The sequence below is a fragment of the Parviterribacter multiflagellatus genome (assembly GCF_056863265.1).
Genome location: NZ_JBXPIZ010000007.1, coordinates 40,462 through 65,445, shown reverse-complemented (window position 1 = coordinate 65,445; position 24,984 = coordinate 40,462). Strand labels below are relative to the sequence as shown.

Annotated in this window: 25 protein-coding genes and 1 pseudogene; 8 read left to right on the top strand and 18 right to left on the bottom strand. The window is 73.1% G+C overall.

What is annotated here, in order from left to right; translation table 11 throughout:
* Positions 1-19: 19 nt before the first annotated feature.
* Positions 20-1,006, top strand: coding sequence for an anti-sigma factor domain-containing protein (locus AC1UE5_RS15835; RefSeq protein WP_482925182.1), 987 nt, complete (start codon positions 20-22; stop codon positions 1,004-1,006).
* Between the two features lie 21 nt (positions 1,007-1,027).
* On the opposite strand, the gene AC1UE5_RS15830 is transcribed toward AC1UE5_RS15835, so the two are convergent.
* Genes AC1UE5_RS15830 through AC1UE5_RS15800 form a run of 7 tightly spaced genes read right to left on the bottom strand, consistent with a single transcriptional unit; the run spans position 1,028 to position 5,820 of the window.
* Positions 1,028-1,471 carry an SRPBCC family protein gene (locus AC1UE5_RS15830; RefSeq protein ID WP_482925180.1) on the bottom strand — a complete coding sequence of 148 codons (444 nt, stop codon included), beginning with the start codon at positions 1,469-1,471 and terminating at the stop codon, positions 1,028-1,030.
* Positions 1,472-2,002, bottom strand: coding sequence for an adenine phosphoribosyltransferase (locus AC1UE5_RS15825; RefSeq protein WP_482925178.1), 531 nt, complete (start codon positions 2,000-2,002; stop codon positions 1,472-1,474).
* Positions 1,999-2,781 (bottom strand): transcriptional regulator FtsR, encoded by a 783-nt coding sequence (ftsR, locus tag AC1UE5_RS15820; RefSeq protein WP_482925752.1) that lies wholly within the window; start codon positions 2,779-2,781, stop codon positions 1,999-2,001. The genes AC1UE5_RS15825 and ftsR overlap by 4 nt, the downstream gene beginning before the upstream one ends.
* Before the next feature lie 2 nt (positions 2,782-2,783).
* Positions 2,784-3,260, bottom strand: coding sequence for a double zinc ribbon and FHA domain-containing protein (locus AC1UE5_RS15815; protein WP_482925176.1), 477 nt, complete (start codon positions 3,258-3,260; stop codon positions 2,784-2,786).
* 17 nt (positions 3,261-3,277) lie between these two features.
* Positions 3,278-3,538 carry an RsiG family protein gene (locus AC1UE5_RS15810; RefSeq protein ID WP_482925174.1) on the bottom strand — a complete coding sequence of 87 codons (261 nt, stop codon included), beginning with the start codon at positions 3,536-3,538 and terminating at the stop codon, positions 3,278-3,280.
* A gap of 27 nt (positions 3,539-3,565) precedes the next feature.
* Complete coding sequence (locus tag AC1UE5_RS15805; protein ID WP_482925173.1) at positions 3,566-4,180, bottom strand: CDP-alcohol phosphatidyltransferase family protein; 615 nt, start codon at positions 4,178-4,180, stop codon at positions 3,566-3,568.
* Complete coding sequence (locus tag AC1UE5_RS15800) at positions 4,162-5,820, bottom strand: proline--tRNA ligase (protein ID WP_482925172.1); 1,659 nt, start codon at positions 5,818-5,820, stop codon at positions 4,162-4,164. Before AC1UE5_RS15800 ends, AC1UE5_RS15805 begins: the two co-directional genes overlap by 19 nt.
* Positions 5,821-5,909: 89 nt before the next feature.
* Here AC1UE5_RS15800 and AC1UE5_RS15795 point away from each other — a divergent pair, with 89 nt between their 5' ends.
* A complete protein-coding gene (locus AC1UE5_RS15795; protein WP_482925170.1) occupies positions 5,910-6,284 on the top strand; it encodes a CBS domain-containing protein in 375 nt (124 codons plus the stop codon).
* Here AC1UE5_RS15795 and AC1UE5_RS15790 read toward each other — a convergent pair.
* The 3 genes and pseudogenes from AC1UE5_RS15790 to ispG all read right to left on the bottom strand — a co-directional run.
* Positions 6,281-7,444, bottom strand: coding sequence for an epoxide hydrolase family protein (locus tag AC1UE5_RS15790; RefSeq protein ID WP_482925168.1), 1,164 nt, complete (start codon positions 7,442-7,444; stop codon positions 6,281-6,283). The two genes, AC1UE5_RS15795 and AC1UE5_RS15790, sit on opposite strands and share 4 nt — an antisense overlap.
* Entirely contained in the window at positions 7,441-7,989 is a 549-nt protein-coding gene (locus AC1UE5_RS15785) for an ASCH domain-containing protein (protein ID WP_482925166.1), read from the bottom strand. Before AC1UE5_RS15785 ends, AC1UE5_RS15790 begins: the two co-directional genes overlap by 4 nt.
* 219 nt (positions 7,990-8,208) lie before the next feature.
* Positions 8,209-9,264, bottom strand: a pseudogene (ispG, locus tag AC1UE5_RS15780) (flavodoxin-dependent (E)-4-hydroxy-3-methylbut-2-enyl-diphosphate synthase); the annotation flags it as partial.
* A 72-nt stretch (positions 9,265-9,336) separates the two neighbouring features.
* Between ispG and AC1UE5_RS15775 the strand changes: the two are divergent.
* The 4 genes from AC1UE5_RS15775 to AC1UE5_RS15760 are packed head-to-tail and all read left to right on the top strand — an operon-like array spanning position 9,337 to position 13,098.
* A complete protein-coding gene (locus AC1UE5_RS15775) occupies positions 9,337-11,154 on the top strand; it encodes a PAS domain-containing sensor histidine kinase (RefSeq protein ID WP_482925164.1) in 1,818 nt (605 codons plus the stop codon).
* Complete coding sequence (locus AC1UE5_RS15770) at positions 11,151-11,783, top strand: response regulator (protein WP_482925162.1); 633 nt, start codon at positions 11,151-11,153, stop codon at positions 11,781-11,783. The genes AC1UE5_RS15775 and AC1UE5_RS15770 overlap by 4 nt, the downstream gene beginning before the upstream one ends.
* A 56-nt stretch (positions 11,784-11,839) precedes the next feature.
* Positions 11,840-12,487 (top strand): Bax inhibitor-1/YccA family protein, encoded by a 648-nt coding sequence (locus tag AC1UE5_RS15765; protein ID WP_482925160.1) that lies wholly within the window; start codon positions 11,840-11,842, stop codon positions 12,485-12,487.
* A complete protein-coding gene (locus AC1UE5_RS15760; RefSeq protein WP_482925158.1) occupies positions 12,484-13,098 on the top strand; it encodes a class I SAM-dependent methyltransferase in 615 nt (204 codons plus the stop codon). The genes AC1UE5_RS15765 and AC1UE5_RS15760 overlap by 4 nt, the downstream gene beginning before the upstream one ends.
* Here the strand turns inward: AC1UE5_RS15760 and AC1UE5_RS15755 are convergent.
* Positions 13,070-13,960, bottom strand: a complete 891-nt coding sequence (locus AC1UE5_RS15755) for an NAD(P)-dependent oxidoreductase (RefSeq protein ID WP_482925156.1) — start codon at positions 13,958-13,960, stop codon at positions 13,070-13,072. The two genes, AC1UE5_RS15760 and AC1UE5_RS15755, sit on opposite strands and share 29 nt — an antisense overlap.
* A gap of 20 nt (positions 13,961-13,980) precedes the next feature.
* On the opposite strand from AC1UE5_RS15755, the gene AC1UE5_RS15750 reads away from it, so the two are divergent.
* Entirely contained in the window at positions 13,981-15,069 is a 1,089-nt protein-coding gene (locus AC1UE5_RS15750; protein WP_482925154.1) for an alpha-hydroxy acid oxidase, read from the top strand.
* On the opposite strand, the gene AC1UE5_RS15745 is transcribed toward AC1UE5_RS15750, so the two are convergent.
* From AC1UE5_RS15745 to AC1UE5_RS15735, 3 genes are read right to left on the bottom strand one after another with little or no spacing between them, the layout of a single operon-like run.
* Positions 15,053-16,411 (bottom strand): APC family permease, encoded by a 1,359-nt coding sequence (locus AC1UE5_RS15745; RefSeq protein WP_482925152.1) that lies wholly within the window; start codon positions 16,409-16,411, stop codon positions 15,053-15,055. The two genes, AC1UE5_RS15750 and AC1UE5_RS15745, sit on opposite strands and share 17 nt — an antisense overlap.
* 39 nt (positions 16,412-16,450) lie before the next feature.
* A complete protein-coding gene (locus AC1UE5_RS15740) occupies positions 16,451-18,274 on the bottom strand; it encodes an AMP-dependent synthetase/ligase (RefSeq protein ID WP_482925150.1) in 1,824 nt (607 codons plus the stop codon).
* A gap of 60 nt (positions 18,275-18,334) precedes the next feature.
* Positions 18,335-18,937 carry a TetR/AcrR family transcriptional regulator gene (locus AC1UE5_RS15735; RefSeq protein WP_482925148.1) on the bottom strand — a complete coding sequence of 201 codons (603 nt, stop codon included), beginning with the start codon at positions 18,935-18,937 and terminating at the stop codon, positions 18,335-18,337.
* Positions 18,938-18,985: 48 nt separating this feature from the next.
* On the opposite strand from AC1UE5_RS15735, the gene AC1UE5_RS15730 reads away from it, so the two are divergent.
* Entirely contained in the window at positions 18,986-19,741 is a 756-nt protein-coding gene (locus AC1UE5_RS15730; RefSeq protein WP_482925146.1) for an SDR family oxidoreductase, read from the top strand.
* A gap of 7 nt (positions 19,742-19,748) precedes the next feature.
* Here the strand turns inward: AC1UE5_RS15730 and AC1UE5_RS15725 are convergent, their stop codons facing one another.
* From AC1UE5_RS15725 to AC1UE5_RS15710, 4 genes are all read right to left on the bottom strand, one after another.
* A complete protein-coding gene (locus AC1UE5_RS15725; protein ID WP_482925144.1) occupies positions 19,749-20,831 on the bottom strand; it encodes a M50 family metallopeptidase in 1,083 nt (360 codons plus the stop codon).
* Entirely contained in the window at positions 20,828-21,991 is a 1,164-nt protein-coding gene (gene dxr / locus AC1UE5_RS15720; RefSeq protein ID WP_482925142.1) for a 1-deoxy-D-xylulose-5-phosphate reductoisomerase, read from the bottom strand. The genes AC1UE5_RS15725 and dxr overlap by 4 nt, the downstream gene beginning before the upstream one ends.
* Before the next feature lie 231 nt (positions 21,992-22,222).
* On the bottom strand, positions 22,223-24,091 hold the full coding sequence (locus AC1UE5_RS15715) for an EAL domain-containing protein (protein WP_482925140.1): 1,869 nt from the start codon (positions 24,089-24,091) through the stop codon (positions 22,223-22,225).
* A 95-nt stretch (positions 24,092-24,186) separates the two neighbouring features.
* Positions 24,187-24,981, bottom strand: a complete 795-nt coding sequence (locus tag AC1UE5_RS15710) for a phosphatidate cytidylyltransferase (RefSeq protein WP_482925138.1) — start codon at positions 24,979-24,981, stop codon at positions 24,187-24,189.
* Between the last annotated feature and the right edge of the window lie 3 nt (positions 24,982-24,984).

Sequence of the window (24,984 nt, the reverse complement as noted above, 5' to 3'; positions counted from 1 at the left end):
TACTAGTCTGCACCGGCCGATGGCCAGCCTCGACGAGCTCCCGCCCGACCAGCGCGCCACCCTGCAGCTCCTGCTGAAGCAGGGGCGCAGCTACGACGAGATCGCGACGATGTTGCGGATCGAGCCGCGCGCCGTACGCGAGCGCGCCCGGGCCGCGCTCGACGCGCTCGGCCCCGAGGACGTCCCCGACCTGGAGCTGGACGACCAGGACGACATCGCGGACTACCTGCTCGGGCAGCAGTCGGCCTCGCGCCGCGCCGCCACGCGCGAGCTCCTCACCACGTCCGCGCCCGGCCGCGCCTGGGCGCGCGCTGTCGCGGGTGAGCTGCGGCCGCTCGCCGGCGACGACCTGCCGGAGATCCCGTCCGACGCGGCGGAGGTCGAGGAGGCGTTCGGCGCCCTCGACGCGCGCGCCGCGCACCGCGAGAAGACCGCGCAGTCCAGCCGCATCGGCGGCGCGCTCCTGCTGGGCGCGCTCGCGATCGTCCTCGTGGCGGTGATCCTGCTCGCCACAGGCGCGATCGGCGGCGATGACGACGACGGCGGCAACAGCGCGGCGGAGACCACGCAGACGACGCAGACGTCCACGACGCCGGTCGACCTCGAGGCGCAGATCAACCTCGTGCCACCGCAGGGCCGCGAGTCGGACGCCCGCGGCGTCGCGCTCGTCGCGCGCCAGGGCAACCAGCGCGCGGTGCAGCTCGGCGTCCAGAAGCTGCCGAAGATCGGCAAGGACCGGTTCTACGCCGTGTGGCTGTACGCGCCCAGCTCGGGCAAGGCCAAGCGGCTCGGCTTCCCGAACCCGCAGCCCGACGAGAACGACGGCGCGTTCGAGGCGATCTTCGAGCTCACCGACGCGGACGCCAAGGCGTACAAGAACCTCGTCGTCTCGCGCGAGACCACGACCGAGCCCAGCAAGCCCAGCCGCATCGAGCTGAGCGGGCCGCTCGCGGGCTCGCAGCAGCCGGCCGGGACGTCGACCGGCACGTCGACCAGCGGCAACTAGCCGCCGGCCGCAAGCCGCAGCTCAGAGGAGGCGCTCGAGCCCGTCGAGCGCCTCGTCGAGCTGCTGCAGCGCGCCGCGCTTGGCCAGGAAGCCGCCGAGCTTCCCGATGCCGCGCAGCTTCTGCCGCGTCTCCAGCGTGACCTCGGCGCCCCCGGCGCCGTCGGCGGCGGGCACGACGTGCGCGATCTCGTCCATCGAGGAGAGGAACCGCTCGAACGGCGTGTCCTCCACGACCTGCGACCACCGGCGCGAGCGCGCGGCGCCGTCCGTCTCCGCCACCGCGAAGTCCGCCCGCACCGCGCGGCCGTTCTTCGTCAGGAAGACCTTGGTGAACCCGCGCCCGTCCGAGCCCTCGACGCGCTCGACCTTCGGCCAGTACCGCGACAGGTGGTTGGGGTCGCCGACGATCCGCCACACCGCGTCGGGCGTGGCGCGCACGACCCGCGTGCGGCGCGCGGTGGGCACCTAGTCCTCGCTGTCGTACGAGATGAGCGTCCGCACGTCGTAGCCGTCGAGCCGCGCCCGGCCGCTGAGGAACGCCAGCTCGATGAGGAAGTGGCAGCCGACCACGACGCCGTCGAGCTGCTCGACCAGCTCGCACAGGGCGCGCGCCGTCCCACCGGTCGCGAGCAGGTCGTCGTGCACGAGCACGCGCGCGCCGCCGGCGACCGCGTCCGAGTGCAGCTCCAGGCGGTCGGTCCCGTACTCGAGCTCGTACTCGGCGGACACCGTCTCGTGCGGCAGCTTGCCCGGCTTGCGCGCGAGCACGAACCCGGCGCCCAGCTCCCGCGCGAGCGCCGGCCCGAGCAGGAAGCCGCGCGCCTCCGCGCCGACCACGACGTCCACGTCGAGCCCGCGCGCCTGCTCGGCGAGCGCCCGCACCGTCCCGTCCAACGCGCGCGCGTCGGCCATGAGCGGCGTGATGTCCTTGAAGAGGATCCCCGGCTTGGGGAAGCCCGGGATGTCGCGGATGAACGCGGCGGGGTCGAAGCTCACCCGACGACCTTGCGCAGATCCCGGATGAGCAGCAGGTGCTTGAGGTGCGACGCGACGGCGGCCAGGTTCTCCAGCGCCTCGATCGCCTCCTTGCGCCGCTCCGGGTTGCGCGACCGCAGCGCCGGGGCGAGGATCGTCTGCAGCAGCTGCGCCTCGCGGTCGGCCGACGTGCGGAAGACGCGCAGGTTCCTGCCCCCCACGCCATAGCGCGCCAGCTCCGTCACCGCGCGCACGATCTCGCGCTCGGTCTCGTCGTAGAACTTCGTGCCGGAGCGGTTGACGCCCTTGATGACGCCGTACTCCTCCAGCTCGCGCACGAGGCTCGCGTCGGCGCGCGTGTCCTCGATGACGTCCTCGAGCGAGTACCACGAGCCGCCCTCCTTCACGGAGACGCTCGGGCGCCGCGCGCGACCGGACGCCCGGTCCGCCGCACCGGCCGCGGCCGCGCTGGCCGCGCCGCTGGGCGCCTCGGGATCGTCGAGCCGCCCGGCCGCCAGCTCCTGCCGGATCACGCGCAGCGGGAGGAACTCGTCGCGCTGCAGCCGCAGGATCGTCCGCAGGCGCGCGACATCGGTCTGCGAGTAGAGCCGGTACCCGCCGGGCGTCCGCCGCGGCGACAGGAGCTTCTGGTCCTCCAGGTACCGGATCTTCGAGATCGAGATGTCCGGGAACTCCTGCTTGAGCGCCTTCGTGACGGCGCCGATCGTCATCGCCTTCTCGCGCCGCCCGTCGGACGCCGGCTCCAGCACGGTCTCCTCCGACGGGAGGTCGTCGAGCATCGTCACCGCTGGAGGAACGAGAGCTTGTACTTGCCGATCTGCAGCTCGTCGCCGTCGGCGAGCTTGTGCGACTCGATCCGCCGCCGGTTCACGTACGTGCCGTTCAGCGAGCCGAGGTCGTCGAGGTAGAAGTCGCCGCCGCGCTTGACCACGAGCGCATGGTCGCGGGAGACGGTGACGTCGTCCAGGAACACGTCCGAGTCGGGCCGCCGGCCCACCGTCATCCGGTCACCCTCGAGCGGGAAGGACTCCCCGACCCGGTTGCCGCCCGAGCGGATGACCAGCGCGGCGTGGCCGTGCGTCGTGATCTGCTCGACGTCGACCGGGATGAGCTCGCCGGTCTCGCCGACCCGGTAGGTCGCCGTCGTGGACTCGGGCTGCTGGACCTGCGTCTGGTCGCCCAGGAACGACCCGCAGCGCTGGCAGTAGTTCGCTCCCTCACCGTTGAGGGAGCCGCACTCAGGGCAGTGGACCGCCACGACGTCGCGCGAAGCCGCTAGGCCTCGGGCTCGCCCTCCGAGCCGGCCCGGCCGGCCAGGATGTCGGTGAGCCGCTGCACGTCGGCGCCGGTGATCACGTCCTCGCCGGTCTCGTGCTTCTTGCGCAGGCGGTTGACCAGCTCGGCGCGCAGGATGTCGATCTTCCCGTGGAGGATGCGTCGCTTGTACGAGATGTCGACCTCCTCCTCGGTGAGCTGCTGGATGAGATCCTTGAGCTCCTGGTCCGAGAGAGAGCCGAGATCGGGGAAGGTGTCCATGCGCGCGAGCTTAGCTGGCCCGGAAGCTCAACGCGAGCTTGAGCCTTGCAGACCGTCACGGATGTAGAGCGCTGTGGCCCAGAGCAGGAACGCGATGCCGAGGTACAGCATCACCTCGGCCAGCGTCTCGAGCCCGACCATCGCGAAGAAGATCGCGCCCATCGCCGGCCAGACGCCGATCCGCCCCGGCCAGTTGACCCGCAGGTCGACGTCGTGGCGCAGCGCCCACTGGCCGTACAGCAGCTGGATGACCTCGCGCGCGAGGAGGATCGCGAGCGCCCACCGCGGCAGCAGCTCGAAGTGCCAAACGACGATGACGCCGCAGATGACGAGCGCCCGGTCGATCACCGGGTCCATCAGCGCGCCGAGCTTGGAGTACTGGCCGGTCACGCGCGCGGCGATGCCGTCGGCGTAGTCGCCCCAGCCGATGACGGCGTAGATGATCGCGGGCAGCGCGTCCGTCCCGTCCTCGCTGCCGAGCGCGAGGATCAGGAAGACCGGCAGCAGCGCCGCGCGGACGAACCCGATCGCGTTCGGGATCGTCCACGGGTTCCACGGGGCGTCGCGGAGCGTCCCCTGGGGCGGCGGGCCCGAGCGGTCGAGGCCGCTCAGGCGCCGGAACGTCAGGGGGCTGCGAGCCACTGCTGCTTGACCGCCTCGATCGGGTCCTCCAGCGACACGCCCTCGAGCTGCTCGAGCCCGCGGCGCTGCAGCGACTCGGCCTTGCCCTCGGCGAGGCCGCGCTTGCCCACGGTGAGCCGGATCGGGACGCCGAGCAGCTCGCTGTCGGCGAACTTCGCGCCGGGCGACTCGGCCCGGTCGTCGAGCAGGACGTCCAGCCCGACCGTGCGCAGCTGGTCGTACACGTCGGTCGCCGCGCGCAGCTCGTCCGAGCCCTGCTTGCCGGCGGCGATGATGTGCACGTCCCACGGCGCGATCGCCTTGGGCCAGGAGATGCCCTTGTCGTCGGCGAACTGCTCGACCGCGGCCGCCGCGATGCGCGCGGGGCCGATGCCGTAGGAGCCCATCCAGATGTGCTGCTCCTTGCCGTTCGGGTCGAGGTACGTCGCGCCGAGCGGCTCGGAGTAGCGGGTGCCGAGCTTGAAGATGTTCCCCACCTCGATGGCGGGCTCGATCGTGATCGGCTGGCCGTTGACCGTGTCGCCGGCCTCGACCGTGCGGACGTCGAGCCGCTCGCCGGCGGGGACGTCGACGACGACGTGCAGATCAGGCCGGTTGGCGCCCGCGATGTAGCGGCCGGGCACGATCGCCTCGTCGTAGACGGAGGGCAGGTCGTCGGTGGGGCCGAGGAACCCGGGATGCAGCCCCCGGCCCTCCAGCTCGTCCTCGCGCGCCTGACGGAGCTCCTCCCCCAGCGCGTTCTGGAGCTTGATCTCGTTGATGCGGTGGTCGCCGCGGACGAAGACCATCACCAGACCGCGCGACTCGGTGACGATGGGGAACGCCTTGAGCAGCTGGCCGGGCTGCGCGCCGACGTGCCGGGCGACGTCCTCGATCGTGGTCAGGCCGGGGGTCTCCAGCTCGCCCGTCAGCTGCGTGTGCTCGACGGGCTTGGCGTCGGCGCTGGCCACCTCGACGTTCGCCGCGTAGCCGGGCGCGAGCGCGACGTCGTTCTCGCCCGCGGCGCAGGGCGCCATGTACTCGTGCGCGCCCGAGCCGCCCATCATCCCGACGTCCGACTCGACCGCGTACCACTCGATGCCGGAGCGGTCGAGGATCTTCGTGTACGCCTCGGCGTGCTTGTCGTAGCTCGCCTGCAGCCCCTCGAAGTCCGTGTCGAACGAGTACGAGTCCTTCATGATGAACTCGCGCGTGCGCAGGACGCCGGCGCGGGGCCGGGGCTCGTCGCGCTCCTTGACCTGGAAGTGGTAGAGGATCATCGGCAGCTGCCGGTACGAGCGCACGGCGTTGGCGACGTGGAAGGTCACGACCTCCTCGTGCGTCATCGCGAGCACGTGCGGCGCGCCCTTGCGGTCGTCGAGGCGGAACTGCTCGGAGAAGCCGTAGCGCCCGCTCTTCTTCCACAGCTCGGCCGGGTGCATCACCGGCATCAGCAGCTCCTGGCCGCCGATCGCGTCGATCTCCTCGCGAACGATCTGGACGACCTTCTGGTGGACCCGCCACCCGGCCGGCAGCCAGGACCAGAGGCCGGCGCCGACCTGGCGGATGAGGCCCGCGCGGACCATGAGCTTGTGCGAGAGCGCCTCGGCGTCGGCGGGAGGCTGACGCTCGGTGGGCAGGAAGAGGTGGGACTGGCGCATCGCGCCCAAGCCTATGTCGTCGTGCGGCGGCGCACTCCGCCGGTTCGAACGCGTGTAGCGATCCGCACGATGGGGCATCGTGTGTCGCGATGAACGTCCGCGACGCCATGACCGAGAAGGTCCTCACGATCACCCCCGGGCGCACGCTGCGCGAGGCCGCCGAGTTCCTCACCACCAACAAGGTGGGCGCCGCGGTGGTCCTGGATCCTGAGCAGCCGGGGCCGGGGATCATCACCGAGCGCGACCTCGTGCGGGCGCTGGGGTCCGGGAGCGATCCCGACACCGACTGCGTCCGCGACCACCTGACGACGACCGCGATCTACGCCGAGGCCGACTGGGACCTGCCGACCGCCGCGGATGCGATGGCCGACGGCGGCTTCCGCCACCTCGTCGTGCTCGAGGCCGGTGAGGTCGCGGGCATCATCTCGATGCGCGACATCATCCACGTCTGGCGCCCGGCCTAGGGGCGCAGCGCGCGGAACGCGGCGCGGACCTCCGCGACGAGCACGTCCGGCACCTCCAGCGCGGGGAAGTGCCCGCCGCGCTCGGGCTCGCTCCAGGAGCGGATGTCCGGGAAGCGCCGCGCGGCCCAGCGCCGCGACGGGCGCTGCAGCTCCGCCGGGAAGACCGTGCACGCCACCGGGACGTCCACCGGCTCGGGCGGCCCGTCCCCGGCGATCCACGCGTTCACCTGGCGGATGCTCTCCCAGTACAGGCGCGCGGAGGACGCGCCCGTGCGCGGCAGCCAGTAGAGCATCAGGTTGTCGAGCAGCCGGCGGCGCGGCACGGTCGGCGCCAGGCCGTCGCCGTCGGTCCACGCCCAGAGCTTCTCCAGCACCCACGCGGCCAGCGCGGCGGGCGAGTCGGTCAGCGCGTAGCCGATCGTCTGCGGGCGCGTGGCGTGCTCGCGCGAGTAGCCCGACTCCCACTCCGCGGCGTGCTCGAGCGCGGCCAGCGCGCCGCGCTCGGACGCCGTCAGGTCGTCGAACGTCGCCGGGTCGGGCGGCGCGAGCGGCGGGACGAGGTGCAGGCCGACGACGCGCTCGCGGTGCCGCTGGCCGAGCAGCGTGCTGACCGTGGTCCCCCAGTCGGTCCCGCCCGCGCCGAACCGGTCGTAGCCGAGCCGCCCCATCAGCTGCGCCCACGCGTCGGCGATCCGCTCGACGCCCCACCCGGGCGCCGTGGGCCGGTCGCTGAAGCCGTAGCCCGGCAGGGACGGCACGACGACGTGGAACGCCTCCGCCGGGTCGCCGCCGTGCGCGCGCGGATCGGCGAGCGGCCGGACGACGTCGAGCAACTCCACCACCGAGCCGGGCCAGCCGTGGGTGAGCACGAGCGGCAGCGCTCCCGGCTCCGGCGACCGGACGTGCAGGAAGTGGATCCCGAGGCCGTCGATCACCGTGCGCGCCTGGCCGAGCCCGTTCAGCTCCGTCTCCACCACGCGCCAGTCGTACTCCTCCGCCCACACCCGGCAGATCTCCTGCAGCTCGGCCAGCGGCACGCCCTGCGACCAGTCGCCGACGGTCTCGCGCTCCGGCCAGCGGGTCGCGCGCAGGCGGGCGCGCAGGTCGTCCAGCTCGGCCTCGGGCACCGCGAGGCGGAACGGCTCGACGGCGTCCGTCACGCGCTGCCGTCCACCGCCGCCAGCACGGCCTCGCCGCGCGCGGACAGGCGGTAGCCCACCGCGAGCGACTCCGTCAGGCCGCGCTCCTTCAGACGGCGGACGTGGCGCTTGAAGGTCAGGCGCTCGCGGCCGTCGATCTCCGCGAGCTCCGCCGCCAGGCGGGCCGGGTGGGCCGCGATCAGGCGCAGCACCGCGACGTCGCGCTCGCCGAGCGCGCGCGCCTCGTCCCGCACCCCGTCGAGGGAGCCGCGCAGCGCCACGCGCGGGTCCTCCCCCGCGTACCGGACGGCGACGCGGTAGAGCGGCCGGTCGTGCTTCTTCGGCTGGCGCGCGAGCAGCGCCTCCAGCGACGGCTCGCCGGCCCGCCGCGCGTCGTCCTCGGTCAGCGTCGCGGGATCCACGACGTCGACGGCGTCGATCGCCAGCTCGCCCACGGCCGTCCGCAGCCGCCCGCCGGCCTTCACCGTCGGACGCGTCCAGCGGCGGAAGGCGAGATCGATCTCCCCCGCGACGATCCCCTGCAGCACGGCGCGCGACAGCAGCACGCCGCGAACCCTACGCGGGCGGGCCTACGCGCGCGAGAAGCGCCGGCCGGCGACCGGCGACGCGGCCTCGCGGGCCGCCGCGGCCTCGGCTTCCGCCGCGGCCTTCTCCTTCTCGAGCGCGGCCAGGCGCTCCGGGGTCATCGCGTCCATGTCCTCGTTCTCCGCCAGCCACTCGACCGCCTCGGCCGCCGCGGCGGAGTCGACGACGAGCTTCTTGCCCTGCGCGTAGAACTTGTCGATCTCGGCGAACAGCTCGTCGACCAGGTGCTCGGTGGGGACCTTCTTGAGCGGCTCGCCCTTGGAGAAGATCATCCCCGCGTCCTTGGCGCCGGTGATGCCGAAGTCCGCGTGGCGCGCCTCGCCGATGCCGTTGACCGCGCAGCCGAGCACGGAGACCTCGATCGGGTCCTCGTACTGCGCCAGGCGCCGCTCGACCTCGCTGACGACCGAGTCCATGTCGAACTGCAGCCGGCCGCACGTCGGGCAGGCGATCAGCACCGGTCCCTTCTCCCGGAGCTTCAAAGCCTTCAGGATCTCCCAGGCGACCTTGACCTCCTCCTCCGCATGGAAGGTGGAGAGCGAGATGCGGATCGTGTCGCCGATGCCGTCGGCGAGCAGCGTCCCGAGGCCGACCGCGCTCTTCAGCGAGCCCGACCACTTCGTGCCCGCCTCGGTCACGCCGAGGTGCAGCGGGTACGGGATGCGCTGGGACAGCAGCCGGTTCGACGCGATCGTGTTCGGCACCGACGTCGACTTCATCGAGATCTTGAAGTTGTCGAAGTCGAACGACTCCATCAGCTCCACCGTCTCGATCGCGGCGGTGACGAGCGCCTCGACCGGGTCGGTGAACTCCAGGTCGCGCAGGTGCTTGGGCAGCGAGCCGGAGTTGACGCCGATGCGGATCGGCGTGCCGAGCTGCTTGGCCTTCGCGACGACCTCGGCGACCTTCTCGGGCCCGCCGATGTTGCCCGGGTTGATCCGGATGCAGTGCGCGCCCGCGTCCAGCGCCTTCAGCGCCAGCGTGTGGTTGAAGTGGATGTCGGCGATGATCGGGATCGGCGACTCGCGCACGATCGTCTTCAGCGCCTCGACGTCCTGCTCGCGCGGCACCGCGCAGCGCACCAGGTCGGCGCCGGCCTCCGCGACGGTGCGGATCTGCCGCATCGTGGCGTCGAGGTTCGCCGTCTCGGTCTTGGTCATCGTCTGGACCGCGACGGGCGCCCCGCCACCGATCTTGACGCCGCCCACGTCGATCTGCCGCTCGGAAGCCATCAGAGGGCAGTGTACGAGCGCACATTGGCGCGTGTAGACGCGCAGTGAACGGGGCACCTCGACGTTGGAGGTGTTGTGGGGGAGCTCAACGAGAGCGAGCCGCTTCGAGCGCTGCTCGAACGCGTGGCGACGGGCGTCGCCTGGAAGGACGAAGAGGGCCGATACCGCTGGGCCAACGACGCGTTCGCGGCGATGCACCGGGTCGGCAGGTCGGCCATCGCGGGCGCGACCGACGAGCAGCTGGTCGACCCGTTCGCGGCCGCCGGCCGCGCCGCGCGCGACGCGCTGGTGCGCGAGCGCGGAGAGCCGCTCCAGTTCCAGGAGACGATCACCGACGCGCTGGAGGGCCGCATCACCGCGCTGGCGGGCGAGGTCGTCCCGCTCGACACCGACGGACGGCTCGGCGTCGTCGTGCGCCGCGCCGGCGAGCGCGACAGCGTCCACCCGCACGTCCCGTCGCTCCACGACCGGCTCGCGACCGTCGAGCGCACCGGCAAGACCGGCAGCTTCGAGTACGACCTGCGCTCGGGCCGCGCCCGCTGGAGCGACGAGATGTACCGCATCTTCGGCCTGCCGGCGCGCGAGTGGATCGAGCTCGACGAGGCGCTCGAGCTCATCCCGCCCGAGGACCGCGCGGAGGTGCGGGGCCAGCTGAGCCGGTCGATCGCGGAGCTGCGCCCGTTCGCGACCGTCTACCGCATCGAGCGCTCCGACGGCGCGCAGCGCGTCGTCCAGGCGCACGGTCACGTGGTCTGCGACGAGGAGGACCAGCCGGTGACGCTCGTCGGGACGGTCCACGACGTCACCGAGCGCCAGACCGCCGAGGCGGAGCTGCGCCGCGTGCTCCGCCAGACCGAGCTGATCCTGGAGTCGATCGAGGAGGGCATCATCAGCCTCGCCGCGGACGGGACCGTGACGTCGGCCAACGAGTCCGCCGCCCGCCTGGTCGGTGTGGAGATCGACGAGCTGCTCGGCCGCAACCCGCTCACCGGCTCGCCCCTGACCACGCCGCGCGGCGCCGAGGCGGTGCGCGCGACGCTGGCGGACGGCGTCACCCGCCGCGTCGACCGGCTGGAGCTGCGCCACGGGCTGGTGATCGAGATGACCGTCGCGCCGCTGCGCGACGAGGCGGGCCCCGACGGCGTGGTCGTGACGATGGTCGACCGCACCGGCGAGGAGCAGTACGAGCAGGCGCTGCGCGAGAGCCTCGACGCGCTCGAGCAGGCGAACGCCCACCGCGACCGGCTGCTCGCCGGCATCGTCGAGTCGCAGGAGCTCGAGCGCCAGCGCATCGCCGCGGACATCCACGACGACTCGGTGCAGGTCATGAGCGCCGTCGGGCTGCGGCTGGAGCGCGCGGCGGCGCAGGCCCGCGAGGGCTCGCCGGTGGCGCTCGACGCGCTGCGCCGCGACGTGCGCGAGGCGACCGCGCGCCTGCGCCGCCTGCTGTTCAGCGTCGCGCCGCCCGAGCTGGAGAGCGGCGTCGGCGCCGCGCTGGAGCGGACGGTCGCGCCGCTCGCGCAGGAGGCCGGGTTCGAGCACCGGCTGGAGGACCGGCTCGTCCCCCAGCCGGCGATCGAGATGCGCACGCTCGTCTACCGGATTGCGCAGGAGGCGCTGACGAACGCGTACAAGCACGCGCGCGCGAGCACGGTCACGACGGTCGTCCGCTGGTCGGGCGGCGGGGTGATGCTGTGCGTCGAGGACGACGGCGTGGGCGCGGAGGCCGAGCGGTTCGACCGGCTCCCCGACGGCCACCTGGGCGTCGCGACGATGCGCTACCGCGCCGAGCTCGCCGGCGGCTGGTGCACGATCACCTCGACGCCCGGCACCGGGACGCGCGTCGAGGCCTGGCTCCCGGCCGAGCCCGAACGGACGGAGCGCGCCGCATGAGCACCACGGTCTTCGTGGCCGACGACCACCCGCTCTTCCGGGCCGCGCTGGCCGACACGGTCCGCCACGCCGACGGCCTGGAGCTGGTCGGCCAGGCCCAGGACGGCCGCACGGCGCTGCAGGAGATCCTCGAGCGCGCGCCCGACGTCGCGGTGCTCGACATCCGCATGCCCGGGCTCGACGGGCCGCAGGTCGCCAAGCACCTCGCGCGCGAGGGGTCCGACACGCGCGTGCTGTTCATCTCCGCCTACTCGGACGGCCACCTGGTGCACAAGGCGCTCGGCGCCGGCGGGAGCGGGTTCCTCTCCAAGGACGCCGGCGGCGAGGAGATCATCCGCGCGATCGAGGGCGTCGCGCGCGGGCAGCTGATGCTCGGCGCGGAGGCGGGGACGGCGCTGTCGGACCAGCTGCGCGCGCTGAGCCGGGCGGAGGAGCCGCCGCTGAGCGAGCGCGAGCTGCAGGTCGTGCGGCTGGTCGCCGAAGGGCTGTCGGTGGCCGACATCGGCGGGCGGCTGCACCTCTCCCCCGCGACGGTCAAGACGCACCTCCAGTCGCTCTACGGCAAGCTCGGCGTGTCCGAGCGCGCCGCGGCGGTCGCCGAGGCGATGCGCCGCGACCTCCTGCACTGACGGAATCGCACGTCCGTGTGATGCGCGGCCGCCGCCCGCGCAGGTACCCTTGCGCCATGAGCACGTATCCGTACGAGGCAACCGCTGCACGGAGCACGTCACGCGTGCTCGGGCAGGTCCTCTTCCTGGTGTCGGTCGCGATCGGCTTCGCGGCGCTCGGCTCGGTCATCGGCCGGGATCTCGAGGAAGGCACCGCCCGCATCTGCTCCTTCGCGGGCCTCGGCATGCTGATCGTCACGTGGTTCGTCGACGCCGTCCGGCGCGGCCCGCTGGGGATCGGCTGGCTGTGCGGCCTGGCGCTGCTGATCGGCCTCGGGCTCGGCCCGGTCATCGGCTACGCCGCCGACGTCGAGCCGGGCGCGCTGACGAGCGCCATCGGCATCACCGCCCTCACGGTGCTGGGCATGGCGGCGATCGGGTTCGTCCTGGACAAGGACCTGTCGGGCTGGATGAAGCCGCTGAGCTTCATCGTCCTCGGCGCGGTCGTCGTGTCGCTCGGCGCGCTGATCTTCGGCGGGCTCGGGACGCTCTCGCCGTTCATCTCGATCATCATCCTCGCCGCGTCGGCGCTGCTGATCATGGTCGACTTCAACTACACGCGCCGGCACGCGACCGAGGACGACGTCGTCTGGCTGGCGACGGGGATCTTCGTCTCGGTCCTCAACATCTTCATCTCGCTGCTGAACCTCTTCCTCAGCGATTGACCGACGTCTACGGCACCGCCCGGCCCGGGCTGCGCAGCACGCTCGGGTCGCGGCTGGCTGCCCGGGCGCGGGCGCGGCGCCACGAGCAGTTCCGGCGCCTGACGGGCGCCGACGCGTCGTTCCGCATCCTCGACGTGGGCTGCGGCGCGCTCGGGCTGCGCGCGCTGGAGCCGGAGCTGGACATCACCGGCACCGACCTCGCCGACCGGCCCGACTACCCGGGGCCGTTCGTGCAGGCGGACGCGACCGTGCGCCTGCCGTTCGACGACGGCGCGTTCGACCTGGCGTACTCGTCGTCGGTGATCGAGCACGTGCCGCCGGCGAAGCGGGCGGCCTTCGCGGCCGAGGTGCGCCGTGTCGCGCGCGGCTGGTGGGTGCAGACGCCGGCGTTCTCCTTCCCGGTCGAGCCGCACGCGCTCCTCCCGTTCGCGCACTGGCTCCCGCCGCGCGTGCGCCGCCCGTACTGGCGCTACGGCGTCGCGGGCGACTGGGAGGACATCTCCCTGCTGCGCCGCCGCGAGCTCGAGTCGCTCTTCGGCCCCGCCGTGCCCGAGCGGCTCGGCCCGCTGACCAAGTCCTGGATCAGCGTCCGCCGGCCCGCACCACGTTGAGGAGCGGCTCGCCGCGGGCGTGGCGGACGATCTGGTCCGCCGCGAACGCCGCGGCACGGGTTTCGGCCGCCTCGCTGTCGCCCGCGTGGTGCGGGGTGAGCGCGAGGACGCCGGGGGCGGACCAGAGCGGGTGGCCGGGCGGGAGCGGCTCGGGGTCGACGACGTCGAGGACCGCGCGCAGGCGCGGGCCGGACGCGCCGGACGTCTCCGCGACCAGCGCGGCGGTGTCCACGACCGCGCCGCGGCCCGCGTTGACCACCAGCGCGCCGTCGCGCAGCAGCGCCAGCCGGCGGGCGTCGACCATCCCGCGCGTCGCGTCGGTCAGCGGGGTGAGGATCACGAGCGCGTCGGCCTGCGGGAGCAGCGCGTCGAGGTCGCCGGCGGTGCGCGACGTCACGCCGACGACGCGCGCGCCGAACGGCGCCAGCCGCTCCTCCACCGCCCGGCCGATCGATCCGTGCCCGAGGATCACGACGGTGGAGCCCGCGACCTCGTACGGCCGCACCCCGTCGCGCCAGACCGCGTAGCGCGTCGCCTCCAGCAGCCCGCTCGCGGCGCCGAGCAGCGCGCCGACGACCCACTCGGCCACCGGGACGTCGCGGGCGCCGCGCATGTTGCACAGCGTCACGTGCGGCGGCAGGAGCGGCTCGATGTGGTCGGTCCCCGCCGACATCGTCTGCAGGACGCGCAGCTGCGGCGCGTCCGGGAGCGCCTGCATCATCGCGCGCGTGATCCAGCCGCCGACGAGCAGCTCGACGCCCTCGAGCCCGGTGCCGTCGCGAGGGACGGAGCGCAGCTCGATCTCGGCCGGCAGCGCGGCCCGCACGGCGGGGAAGACGTTCTCGGTGGCGGCGGCGGTCACGGCTCCGTAGTGTGCCTCGCATGGCCGTCGGGTCCCGGTCGGAGCTGGAGCAGCTCGTCAACGTCGCCGACTACGAGGCGCGCGCCGCGGAGCTGCTCGACCCCGGCGTGCTCGGCTACTTCGCCGGCGGCGCGGGCGACGAGCGCACGCTGCGCGACAACGTCGCCGCGTTCGCGCGCCACCGCCTCCTCCCCCGCGCGCTGGTCGACGTCAGCGCCGTCACGACCGCGACGACGGTCCTCGGCCGCGAGATCTCCATGCCCGTCCTCGTCGCCCCGACCGCGCTGCACCGCCTCGCGCACCCAGACGGCGAGCCGGCGACCGCGCGCGCCGCCGCGGACGCGGGGACGATCTACACGCTCTCGACGCTGGCGACCTCGCGCCCGGCCGACATCCCGCCGGATCCCGCGGCCCGCCGCTGGTTCCAGCTCTACATCCTCGAGGACCGCGCGGTGTCCCGCTCCCTCGTCGAGGAGGCGGTGGAGCACGGCTTCGAGGCGATCGTCCTCACCGTCGACGCGCCCCGCGCGGGCCGGCGCGAGCGCGACCTCAGGACCGGCTTCGCCGTCCCGCCCGAGATCGACATGCCCGGCATCCGCGCCGCGCTGGGCGGCAACCGCTGCCCCACGCCGCAGGAGTTCTTCGGGCTCGTCGACCGCAGCCTCACGTGGCGCGACCTCGAGCTGCTGGTGGAGGAGTCGCCGGTGCCGGTGATCGTCAAGGGCGTCCACGCGCCCGACGACGCGCGCCGCGCGGTCGACCACGGCGCCGGCGCGGTGATCGTCTCCAACCACGGCGGCCGCCAGCTGGACGGCGTGCCCGCCTCGCTCGACCTCCTCCCGCCGGTGGTCGAGGAGGTCGGCGACGAGGTCGAGGTCTACATGGACGGCGGCGTGCGGCGCGGCACCGACGTGGCGGTCGCGCTCGCGCTCGGCGCCAGGGCCGTGCTCCTCGGCCGCCCGATCCTCTGGGGCCTGGCGTGCGGCGGCGAGGAGGGCGCACGGCGGGTCCTCGGCCTCGTCCAGGACGAGCTGCGCCTCGCGCTCACGCTCCTCGGCGCCCCGTCACCCGGCGCGGTGACGCGCGCGCACGTCAGTCCGGCCGGCTGACCGTCTGCAGCACGCCGGTGTCCATCGACGACTGGTGGCGCCCGTGGGCGTACCAGGTCAGGACCCACAGCGCCGCCCCGACGAGCAGCAGCACGCCGGCGCGCGCGAAGATCTCCGCGTCCTTGGTGGTCATCATCGCCACCGACACGATCGCGCCGATCACCGGCAGGATCGTCGGCGCGCGGAAGTGGTCGCGGCGCACCTCGTCGCGGCGCAGCACGAGCACGCTGACGTTCACCACCGCGAACACGAGCAGGAGCAGCAGCACCGTCGTGTCCGCCAGGTCGGACAGGTTGCCGGTGATGACGAGCGCCGCCGCGATCGCCGCCGTGAAGACGATCGCCGCGTACGGCGTCTTGCGTCCGGGGTGCACGCGGCCGAAGACCGCGGGCAGGATGCCCTCGCGCGACATGCCGTAGACCAGCCGCGAGGCCATGATGAGGTTGATCAGCGCGCCGTTGGCCAGCGCGAACAGGGCGATCGCGCTGAAGACCTTCGTGTCCATCGCCAGCGGCCCGACCTGCACGACCTCCAGCAGCGGCCCGTCGGAGTCGGCGAGCGTGCCGGTCGGGACGACCATCGAGGCGATCACCGTCACGAGCAGGTAGATCGTGCCCGCCACGAGCAGGCCGCCGAACAGCGCGCGCGGGTAGTCGCGGCGGGGGTTCCGGGCCTCCTCGGCGACGTTCACCGAGTCCTCGAAGCCGATCAGCGCGAAGAACGCGAGCCCGGCGCCGGCCATGATCGCCAGCGGCACCGACTCGCCGTCCTTGAACTCCAGCGCGCGCGACGGCTCGCCGTCCCCGGAGAACAGCGCCGCCGCGCCGATCAGCACGACGAGCAGCAGGCCGGCCATCTCGATCACCGTCAGCCCGACGTTGAGCCCGACCGACTCCTTGATGCCGCGGAAGTTGATGAGCGACATCACCGCGATGAACACCAGGCCGACGAGCACGGTCGGCAGCGACACGAACTCCGACAGGTAGTCGCCGCCGAACGCCGTCGCCAGCGTCGCCGCGGACGCCAGACCCGAGCACATGACCGCGAACGCGACCATGAACGTGAAGAACGGCCGCCGGAACGCCTTGTTGACGTACAGCGCGGCGCCGGCCGCCTGCGGGTACTTCGTGACGAGCTCGGCGTACGCGAACGCGGTGAAGATCGCGAGGATGAGCGCGACCGCGAACGCCGTCCAGATCGCGCCGCCGACACGCCCGCCGACCTCGCCGACGAGCGCGTAGATGCCGGCGCCGAGGACGTCGCCGATGATGAAGAACAGGAGCATCCGCCCGCTGATCGCGCGGCGGAGCTCGCCGGATCCTTCCGTCGTGGTGTCAGGCACGGACGCTGACTACCCGCCCGTGCCCGCTCACACCCTCGACTACGAGTAGAGGTCCTCGATCTCGCTCGCGTACTTCTCGCCGATCGGCTTGCGCTTGAGCTTCATGCTCGGCGTCAGCTCGTCGCCGCCCGGCATCCAGTCGCCGGGGACGATGTGGAACCGCTTGACCTGCTCGACCCGCGAGAGCTTGGCGTTGGCCTTCTCGATCTCCGCCTCGACCGCCGCGCGGATCTCCTCGCGCTCGGCGAGCTCCTCCAGCGACAGGCCCTCGCCGATGCCGGCCTTCGCCGCGTAGGCCGGCGCGCCGTCGGCGTCGAGCACGATCAGCGCGGTGTTGTACGGGCGCGCGTCGCCGATCACGACCGCCTGGCCGATCAGCGGCCCCGCGGACTTGACCTCGGCCTCGATGTTCGCGGGCGACATGTTCTTGCCGGCCGCGTTGATGATCAGCTCCTTCTTGCGGTCGACGATCTTCAGGTAGCCGTCCTCGTCGAGCTGCCCGATGTCGCCGGTGTGCAGCCAGCCGTCGGCGTCGAGCGCCTCGGCCGTCTTGTCCGGCAGGTTGCGGTAGCCGCGCGTGACGAACGCGCCGCGCACGAGCACCTCGCCGTCCTCGGCGAGCTTGATCTCGCTGTTGGGCGACGGCGGGCCGACGGTGCCGATCTTGATGCGGCCGTTCGGCGGGTTGGTGGTGCCGTAGCCGCAGGTCTCGCTCATCCCCCACAGCTCGGCGATCGGGATGCCGATCGCGTGGAAGAACACGAGCACCTCCGCCGGCGTGGGCGCCGCGCCGACGTTGCAGGCGACGAGCTGGTCGAGCCCGAGCGCGCCGCGGAGGTGGACGAAGAGGTTCGCGTCGGCCTGCTCGACCGCCGCTGCCAGCTCGGCCGGGACGGGCTCGCCCGCCTGCTCGAGCCGCACCTTCTGGATCGCCGCGTCCAGGGCCTTGCGCACGCCCTCGGCCTGCTCGGGCGGCGCCGCGCCGAGCTTGGCCTCCAGGCCCGCCTTCATCTTCTCCCAGATGCGCGGGACCGCGAAGAACCACGTCGGGTGCACCTGCGGGAGCACCTCGCCGATCTTCCGCGGATCCGGGCAGATCGTCACCTGGATGCCGAGGCAGACCGGCACGTAGTGGTGCGCCTGGCGCTCGGCGATGTGCGCGTTGGGCAGCCACGAGATGACGCGGCCGCCGCGCAGGTCCATGACCTCCAGCAGGCCCTCGACCGACCGCACGACGTTGCGGTGCGACAGCTCCACGCCCTTCGGCGGGCCCGTCGTGCCGGACGTGTAGATCAGCGTGACCAGGTCGTCGGGCGTGATCTGCGCGACCGACGCCTGCGCGTCGAACGACGGGTCCGGGTCGGCCTCGACGTCCTCCAGCTTCACGAAGCCGTCGGGCGCGGGCTCGCCGCCGACGACGACGACGTGCTCGAGCGCCGGCAGGTCGCCGCGGATGGCGGCGAAGTGGCCGGCGAACTGCTCGTCGATGATCGCGATCTTCGACGCGGCGTCGCCGACGACGTACGCGATCTGCTCCGGCGACGACGTGGCGTAGAGCGAGACCGGCGTGCCCCCCGCCGTCAGCACCGCCAGGTCGGCGAGGTGGAACTCGATGCGGTTGGGGAACATCAGCGCCACGGTGTCGCCGTGCCGCAGCCCCAGCTTCGCCAGCCCGGCGGCGAGCGCGTCGACCCGCGCGCGCAGCTGCGCCCACGTCACCGTCTGGCTGTCGTCGACCGTGCGGAAGGCGACCTCGTCACCGGCCCGCTCGACCGTCTTGTGGAACGCGGCGATCACCGTCTCGCCCACGACGCCGTCCTGCGGCGACGAGGTGGTGACGCGCTCCGCGGTGCTGCTCTCCATGTAGCTCTCCCCTCAGGAACCAGAACCCTGAGGCGGCAAGCTACAGGAGTGACGGCACCGTCAGGTTTGGTCCGCCGTGGCAGCGGCGGCATGGCGCTCGAGCGTCGCGCGCATCATCTCCGCGAGCGTCGCGATCGCGACATCGCGCGCGACCGTGCCGTCGTGCATGTCGCGTGCGAGCGCCTCGGCAGCGCCCACGAGTCCGCTGAGCACCGCGCGCCCCTGGGCGTCGTCCAGCGCGACGTACGGCGCGAAGACCTCGCGGTAGGCGTCGGCGAACGCTTCGCGCGACTCGCGCAGGACGTCCTTCGTCTCGTCGTAGGCCAGCAGCGCCGCGCTCATCTCCTCGAACTCCGGGCCGTCGCCGACCAGGCAGTCCAGGTAGCCGGCGGCCGCGATGCCGGCTGCGGCATCCAGCGTGTCGCCACCGCTCGCCATCGCCGCCCGCATCCGCGCGATCTGCTGGGTGTCGAACCACTCGAACAGCGCCGCCAGCAGACCGGCGCGGGTGCCGAAGTGGTTGTAGGCGATCGGCTTGCTGACGCCGGCGCGCTCGGCCAGGTGGGCAAGGGTCAGCGCGTCGGTGCCCTCACGCTTGACGATCGCGTAGGCGACGTCGAGCAGCTGCGCCCTCCGAGCCTCCTTGGTCAGTCGCTGTGCCATCGGTGCTATAGGTTACCCATCGTAAGTTACGAAAGGTAGGTACGAACGATGGGAACGGATCAGCAGCGGTACGCCGAGCGCCGCGCCGTCGTGGTCGGCGGCACGCACGGGATCGGCCTCGCGATCGCCGAGCAGCTCCTGCGCGACGGTGCGCACGTCGTGGTGACCGGCCGCAGCGCAGCGAACGCCGGCGCCGCGGAGGCGACGCTGGGGACGGCAGCGACCGTGCTCGTCAGCGACGTCACCCGCGCGGAGGACCGTGCCGCGCTGGCGTCGCAGGTCGGCGAGGTCGACGCGCTCTTCGTCAACGTCGGCGTCGCACGCGACGAGCCGCTGGCCGACGTGACCGAGGCGTCGTGGGACCGCCAGTTCGACGTCAACGCCAAGGGGGCGTTCTTCGCTGCGCAGGCCCTCGTCCCGCAGGTCCGCTCCGGCGGCGGCATCGTGTTCACGACGCTGATGGACGCGCTGGCGTTCCCCGGCGGCGCGGTCCCGTTCGCGTCGAAGGCCGCCGTCCGCGCCTTCGCCCGCTCGCTCGCCGCCGAGCTCGTCAGCGACGGCGTCCGCGTCAACACCGTTGCGCCGGGCTACATCGACACGCCGACGTTCGGCATCGCCGGCATCGCGGACGCCGAGCGCCGCGAGCTGCGGGAGGCCGGCGTCGCCGCCACGCCGATGCGGCGGCTCGGGACGCCGGACGAGGTGGCGCGCGCCGCGATCTTCCTCGCGCTGGAGGCGACCTTCACGACGGGGACCGAGCTGCACGTCGACGGCGGGGTCGCGTCGATCGAGGTTCCCGCCTGACCGCGCGCTACCGGACGTCGAACCCGCCGTTGCGCAGGCGGTCGACGTCGTTCTCCAGGCCGATGAAGAACAGCAGCAGGATGAGCACGAACCCGACGACGCTGGCGCGCTCCATGAGGCCGAACGGGATGGCGCGCCCGCGCACCTTCTCGGCCAGCGCCCAGAAGATGTGGCCGCCGTCGAGCGGCAGCAGCGGCAGCAGGTTGATGACCGCGAGCGAGAGCGAGATCAGCCCGAGGATGAGCACGGCCTGCTCGATGTCGACCTCGAACGACTGGCGGGTCGTCTCGTAGGAGCCGACGATGCCGGAGACCTCGTCGCGCGCCTCGGGGCTGTAGAAGAGGCGGCCGATCACCTTCACCGTCTCGGACGTGACGGTCCACATCGTGTCCAGGCTCTGCTCCGCCGCGCCGCCCGGCCCGAGGGCGATCTGCTCGCCCGGCCCGGCGGCGAACCCGACGAGGCTCCGCCGCTGCTCCTCGGAGTAGCGCGGGGAGATCTCGACGGTCCGGCGCTGCCCGTCGCGGACGATCGTCAGCTCCGCCGGCTCCTCCGCGACGCAGCCGTCGACCTGGTCGCCCTCGCACTTGTGCGTGCCGATCTGCGCGGCGAGGACGGGGAAGTCGCCCTCCTTGCCGTCGACGGCGACGATCTTGTCGCCCTCTTGCAGGACGCCCGCGGCGGGCGAGCCGGCCTGGACCTCGGCCACCGTCGTGTCGGAGCGGTCGACGACGCCGTTGGCCCAGTAGAAGACGAAGAAGATGAGGAACGCGAGCACGAGGTTGACCAGCGGGCCGGCGCCGATGACGACGAGGCGCTTCCACACCGGCTGGCGGTAGTAGGCCCGCGGCTGCACCTCCTCGGGCAGCTCCTCGTGCGGGTTCATCCCGCTGATCTTCACGAAGCCCCCGGCGGGGATCCAGCCGATGCCGTACTCGGTCTCGCCGCGGCGGACGGACCACAGCGGGCGGCCGAAGAAGAGGCTGAACCGCTCCACCCGCATCCCGACCTTCTTCGCGGCGGCGAAGTGGCCGAGCTCGTGGAAGACGATCAGCAGGCTGAAGCCGACGAAGGCGAGGACCCAGCTCATGCGCGTGCGGCGATCTCCGTGATGACGTCGGCGGCGACCTGGCGCGCCTCGCGGTCGGCGCCGTAGAGCGTCTCGAACGCGCGCACCGGCTCGGCCGGCAGCTCGTTCAGCGTCTCCTCGATGACGTCGGCGATGCCGAGGAAGGGCAGCCGGCCGTTGAGGAACGCGTGGACGGCGACCTCGTTGGCGGCGTTGAGGATGCAGGGCGCGGTGCCGCCCTCGATCGCCGCCTCGCGCGCGAGCCGGAGCGCCGGGAACGCGTCGGTGTCGACGGGCTCGAAGGTGAGCTGTCCGATCTCGGCGAGGTCGAGCGGCTTGAGGGGCAGGTCGACACGCTCGGGGTGGTGCAGCGCGTACGCGATCGGGACGCGCATGTCGGGGTAGCCGAGGTGCGCGAGCGACGCGCCGTCGCACAGCAGGACGTACGAGTGGACGATCGACTGCGGGTGCACGACGACGTCGATCTGGTCGTACGGGGTGCCGAAGAGGTGGTGGGCCTCGATGACCTCCAGGCCCTTGTTCATCAGCGTGGCGGAGTCGATGGTGATCTTGCCGCCCATCGCCCACGTGGGGTGGTTGAGCGCCTCCTGGACCGTCACGCCCTCGAGCTCGGCGCGGGTGCGCCCGCGGAACGGCCCGCCGCTCGCGGTGAGCACGAGCTTCGTGACGGAGCCGGCCGGCTCGCTGTCGAGGAGCTGGTGGAGGGCGGAGTGCTCGGAGTCCACCGGGATGACCCGCGCCCCGGTCGCCTCGGCGAGGGCCATGACGAGCTCGCCGCCGACGACCAGCGACTCCTTGTTGGCGAGCGCGAGATCGATCCCCTCGCCCAGCGTCGCGACGGTCGGCCCGAGCCCCGCGCTGCCGACCAGCGCGTTGAGCACGAGGTCGGCCTGCGACTCGAGCACGAGCCGGACGAGCCCCTCCGCCCCGACGAGCACCTCCCCGTCGGTCCACAGCTCCTGCGCCCGCGCGGCGGCCTCCGGGTCCACCAGCGCGATGCGCCCGACGCCGTGCTTGACCGCCTGCTCGACGAGCTGCTCGGCGGACCGCTCGGCCGACAGGCCGACCAGCTCGAAGGCTTCGCTGCGCTCGAGCACGTCGAGCGCCTGGGTGCCGATCGACCCGGTCGAGCCGAGGATCAGAAGACGGCGGCGAGACACGTCCGACAGGGTAGGCCGCCACCTTCACGCGAGCTGAATCTCCACACGGCTCGCGAGAGCGCGGCTGGCGTCCCCCCGGAGCCAGCCGCGCCGTGTCGGTGCCGTGCGCCGGCCGCCCTGCCGGCGTTCGGCGGATGCGCCTGGCGACCACCCCATGTCGCCGTGGCGACGTGTACCCCATCGCGCGCGTGGCAAACCGCACGTGATCGTTGGCGCGCAGACGCTCGCCGATCAGGCGTCGGCGGCGAGACGGGCGACGAGCCGCTCGAAGCGGATCGCGCCGATGACGCGGCCCAGCTCGTCGTGCACGACGATCGGGTCGAAGCGGGTGGCGGCGGGCCGCGCGAGCGCGCGCAGGGCCGCGTCCTTCGCCGTCGTCTGCGGCAGCACCACCATCGCCGGCCGCTCGCAGCCGTCGCGGTGCAGCACCGCCCGGACCTGGCCGACCGCGTTGACCACCACGGCGAACTCCTGTCCGTCGGACAGCGCGCAGACGCCGTCGCGCGACGGCCCGACGGTCGTGACCGCCTCCATCAGCTCCTCGACCGCGCCGCTGACCACCCGCGCCCGCGCGGCGAGCCGGGCGGCCAGCTCGGGCGCCGGCGCCGTGAACGCCTCGTCCGGGCGCGCGAGGAAGTAGCCCTGCGCCAGCGGCACGCCCAGTGCGATCAGCGTGTCGAGCTCGGCCTCACGCTCGATCCCCTCCGCGAGCAGCCACGCGTCGAGCCGACCTGCGAGCCCGCCGAGCATCTCGACCGCGGCGGCCTTGGCCGGGTCCCGGTCCACCCCGTCGGCCAGCGAGCGGTCGAGCTTCACGAGGTCGGGGCGGATCGCGACCACGTGCCGCAGCGACGCGTACCCCGCGCCGGCGTCGTCGACCGCGATCAGCGCGCCCGCCGCGCGCAGCTCGTCCAGCCGCACGCCCAGCTCGTCGTAGTCGGACACGTGGCTCTGCTCGGTGATCTCCACCACGACGCCGCCGAGCGGGTGCGCAGCGGCCAGGACCTCCTGCACCTCCGGCGTCCCCAGCGCGTGCGGCGACACGTTCACGGTCAGGAAGCAGTTCGCCGGCAGGTCGGCTCGCCGCGCCAGCGCCGCCTCGATCGCCCGCGCCTCCAGCGCCCCCGCGAGCCCCAGCGCGCTGGCGACTGCGAACCACTGGTCGGGCGGCGCGGTAGGCGGCCCGGTGAACCGCGACAGCGCCTCGTACCCCGCGACCACGCCGCGCGCGAGGTCGACGATCGGCTGGAAGACGATCTGGATGCCGTCGCCCCGCAGCGCCGCGCGCTCGACCGCCAGCCGCCACTCCTCGCTCAGCGCCGCGGCCTCGCCGCCGGCGTGGTCCTCACTCAGCGCCCGCACCGCGATCGCGCAGCCGCCCATCACGCCCTCGTCGTCGACCACCGGCGTGATGTGCAGGTCGGCGAGGAACGTCGTCCCGTCGTCGCGCGGGATCTGCAGCGAGCGGCCGACCCACGAGCGGCCGGAGGCGAGCACCTCGCCGATGAGCTGGCGGTGCTCCTCGCTGTGCAGCGCCGGGCCCAGCTCGCTCGACGGGCGCCCGATCAGGTCCGCCGCAGCGCGCCGGTAGAGGCGCCCGGCGGCCTGGTTGTAGCCGGTGACGATCCCCGCCCCGTCGAGCGTGATGATCGCGTCCGTCGCCACCGCGCGGACGGCCTCCAGCTCGTGCCGGTGCACCTCGGCGCGGCGCTGCTCGGTGACGTCGCGGACGAACGCGTTGAAGTAGAGCGCCGTCCGCGTGCGCAGCGGAGCGACCGAGACCTGCACCTCGAGCTCGCTGCCGTCCCGGCGCAGCGCACGCAGCTGCCGGCCGCCGCCGCGGTACGCCTCCGCCTCCGACAGCCGCGCGAACATCCTCGCGCGGGTCGCGGACCGGTGCCGTTCGGGGACGAGCAGCTCGATCCCGTCGTGGCCGACCGCCTCCTCGCGCGTCCACCCGAACATCCGCTCCGCCGCGGCGTTCCACTCCACGATCCGCGCGCTGGCGTCGACCGACACGAACGCGTCGTGCGCGGTGTCGAGGATCTCCCGGGACAGCGCCTCGAGCGCGCCGGTACGTGGTCGGTGGACGGGTGACATCGTGTTTCGCACCTCCGGCCTCGCAACGCTCGGCCTTCGGTGACATCGTGTTTCGCACCTCCGGCCTCGCAAGCTCGGCCTTCGGTCGATGTCACTTATGTCGGCAGCAGCGCCTTCCAGACGTAGTAGCCGACGACGAGCGTGAACAGCACGGCGTCCAGCCGGTCCAGCGCACCGCCGTGCGCACCGAACAGCTTGCCGGTGTCCTTGGTCCCCACGTCGCGCTTGATGAACGACTCGAACAGGTCCCCGAGCGGCGCCATCACCGCGACCGCGGCGCCGAGGATCAGCGCGTCCGTGCCCGACATCCAGTCCTGGTACCAGCCGGCGATCCACACGGCCAGGACACCGGTGAAGATGCCGAACCCCAGGCCCTCGACGGTCTTGTTCGGCGAGATCGACGGCGCGAGCTTGCGCCGCCCCATCGCCCGCCCGCCGAAGTACGCGCCGGTGTCGGCGGCGAACGTCCCGACGAGCACGCTCGCCAGCACCCCGTCGCCGTGCGGCAGCTCGCGCAGCATGATCGCGTGCGCGATCGCGAGCCCGACCCAGAAGACGCCGAGCAGGACCGCGGCGATGCCGAAGATGCCGCCCTGCGACGACGGCCCGGCGATGGTGAGCACGAACGTGACGGGGATCGCGGCGACGGCGACGAGGAGCACGGTCGACGGCTCGCCCAGCATCGCCGCGACGACGAGCCCGATCAGCGCCGCGAACCCGGCGATCCGCGCGGGCTTGACCTGCGCGAGCATCCCGTAGAGCTCGTGCAGGCAGATCAGCCCGAGCACGCCGGCGCCGGCGGCGAACCACCAGCCGCCCTGCACGACGATGAAGATCGCGAAGACCCCGGCGGGGATCGCCGCGGCGATGCGGCCGCCGAGGTCGCCCACGCC

Coding starts and splice junctions, on each gene's coding strand:
- AC1UE5_RS15810 (WP_482925174.1), bottom strand. CDS start 3,538: ATGGACACCTTCCCCGATCTCGGCTCTCTCTCGGACCAGGAGCTCAAG.
- AC1UE5_RS15750 (WP_482925154.1), top strand. CDS start 13,981: ATGGCCGTCGGGTCCCGGTCGGAGCTGGAGCAGCTCGTCAACGTCGCC.
- AC1UE5_RS15765 (WP_482925160.1), top strand. CDS start 11,840: ATGAGCACGTATCCGTACGAGGCAACCGCTGCACGGAGCACGTCACGC.
- AC1UE5_RS15715 (WP_482925140.1), bottom strand. CDS start 24,091: ATGTCACCCGTCCACCGACCACGTACCGGCGCGCTCGAGGCGCTGTCC.
- AC1UE5_RS15740 (WP_482925150.1), bottom strand. CDS start 18,274: ATGGAGAGCAGCACCGCGGAGCGCGTCACCACCTCGTCGCCGCAGGAC.
- ftsR (WP_482925752.1), bottom strand. CDS start 2,781: ATGCTCGACGACCTCCCGTCGGAGGAGACCGTGCTGGAGCCGGCGTCC.
- AC1UE5_RS15730 (WP_482925146.1), top strand. CDS start 18,986: ATGGGAACGGATCAGCAGCGGTACGCCGAGCGCCGCGCCGTCGTGGTC.
- AC1UE5_RS15725 (WP_482925144.1), bottom strand. CDS start 20,831: ATGAGCTGGGTCCTCGCCTTCGTCGGCTTCAGCCTGCTGATCGTCTTC.
- AC1UE5_RS15795 (WP_482925170.1), top strand. CDS start 5,910: ATGAACGTCCGCGACGCCATGACCGAGAAGGTCCTCACGATCACCCCC.
- AC1UE5_RS15735 (WP_482925148.1), bottom strand. CDS start 18,937: ATGGCACAGCGACTGACCAAGGAGGCTCGGAGGGCGCAGCTGCTCGAC.
- AC1UE5_RS15800 (WP_482925172.1), bottom strand. CDS start 5,820: ATGCGCCAGTCCCACCTCTTCCTGCCCACCGAGCGTCAGCCTCCCGCC.
- AC1UE5_RS15770 (WP_482925162.1), top strand. CDS start 11,151: ATGAGCACCACGGTCTTCGTGGCCGACGACCACCCGCTCTTCCGGGCC.
- AC1UE5_RS15835 (WP_482925182.1), top strand. CDS start 20: ATGGCCAGCCTCGACGAGCTCCCGCCCGACCAGCGCGCCACCCTGCAG.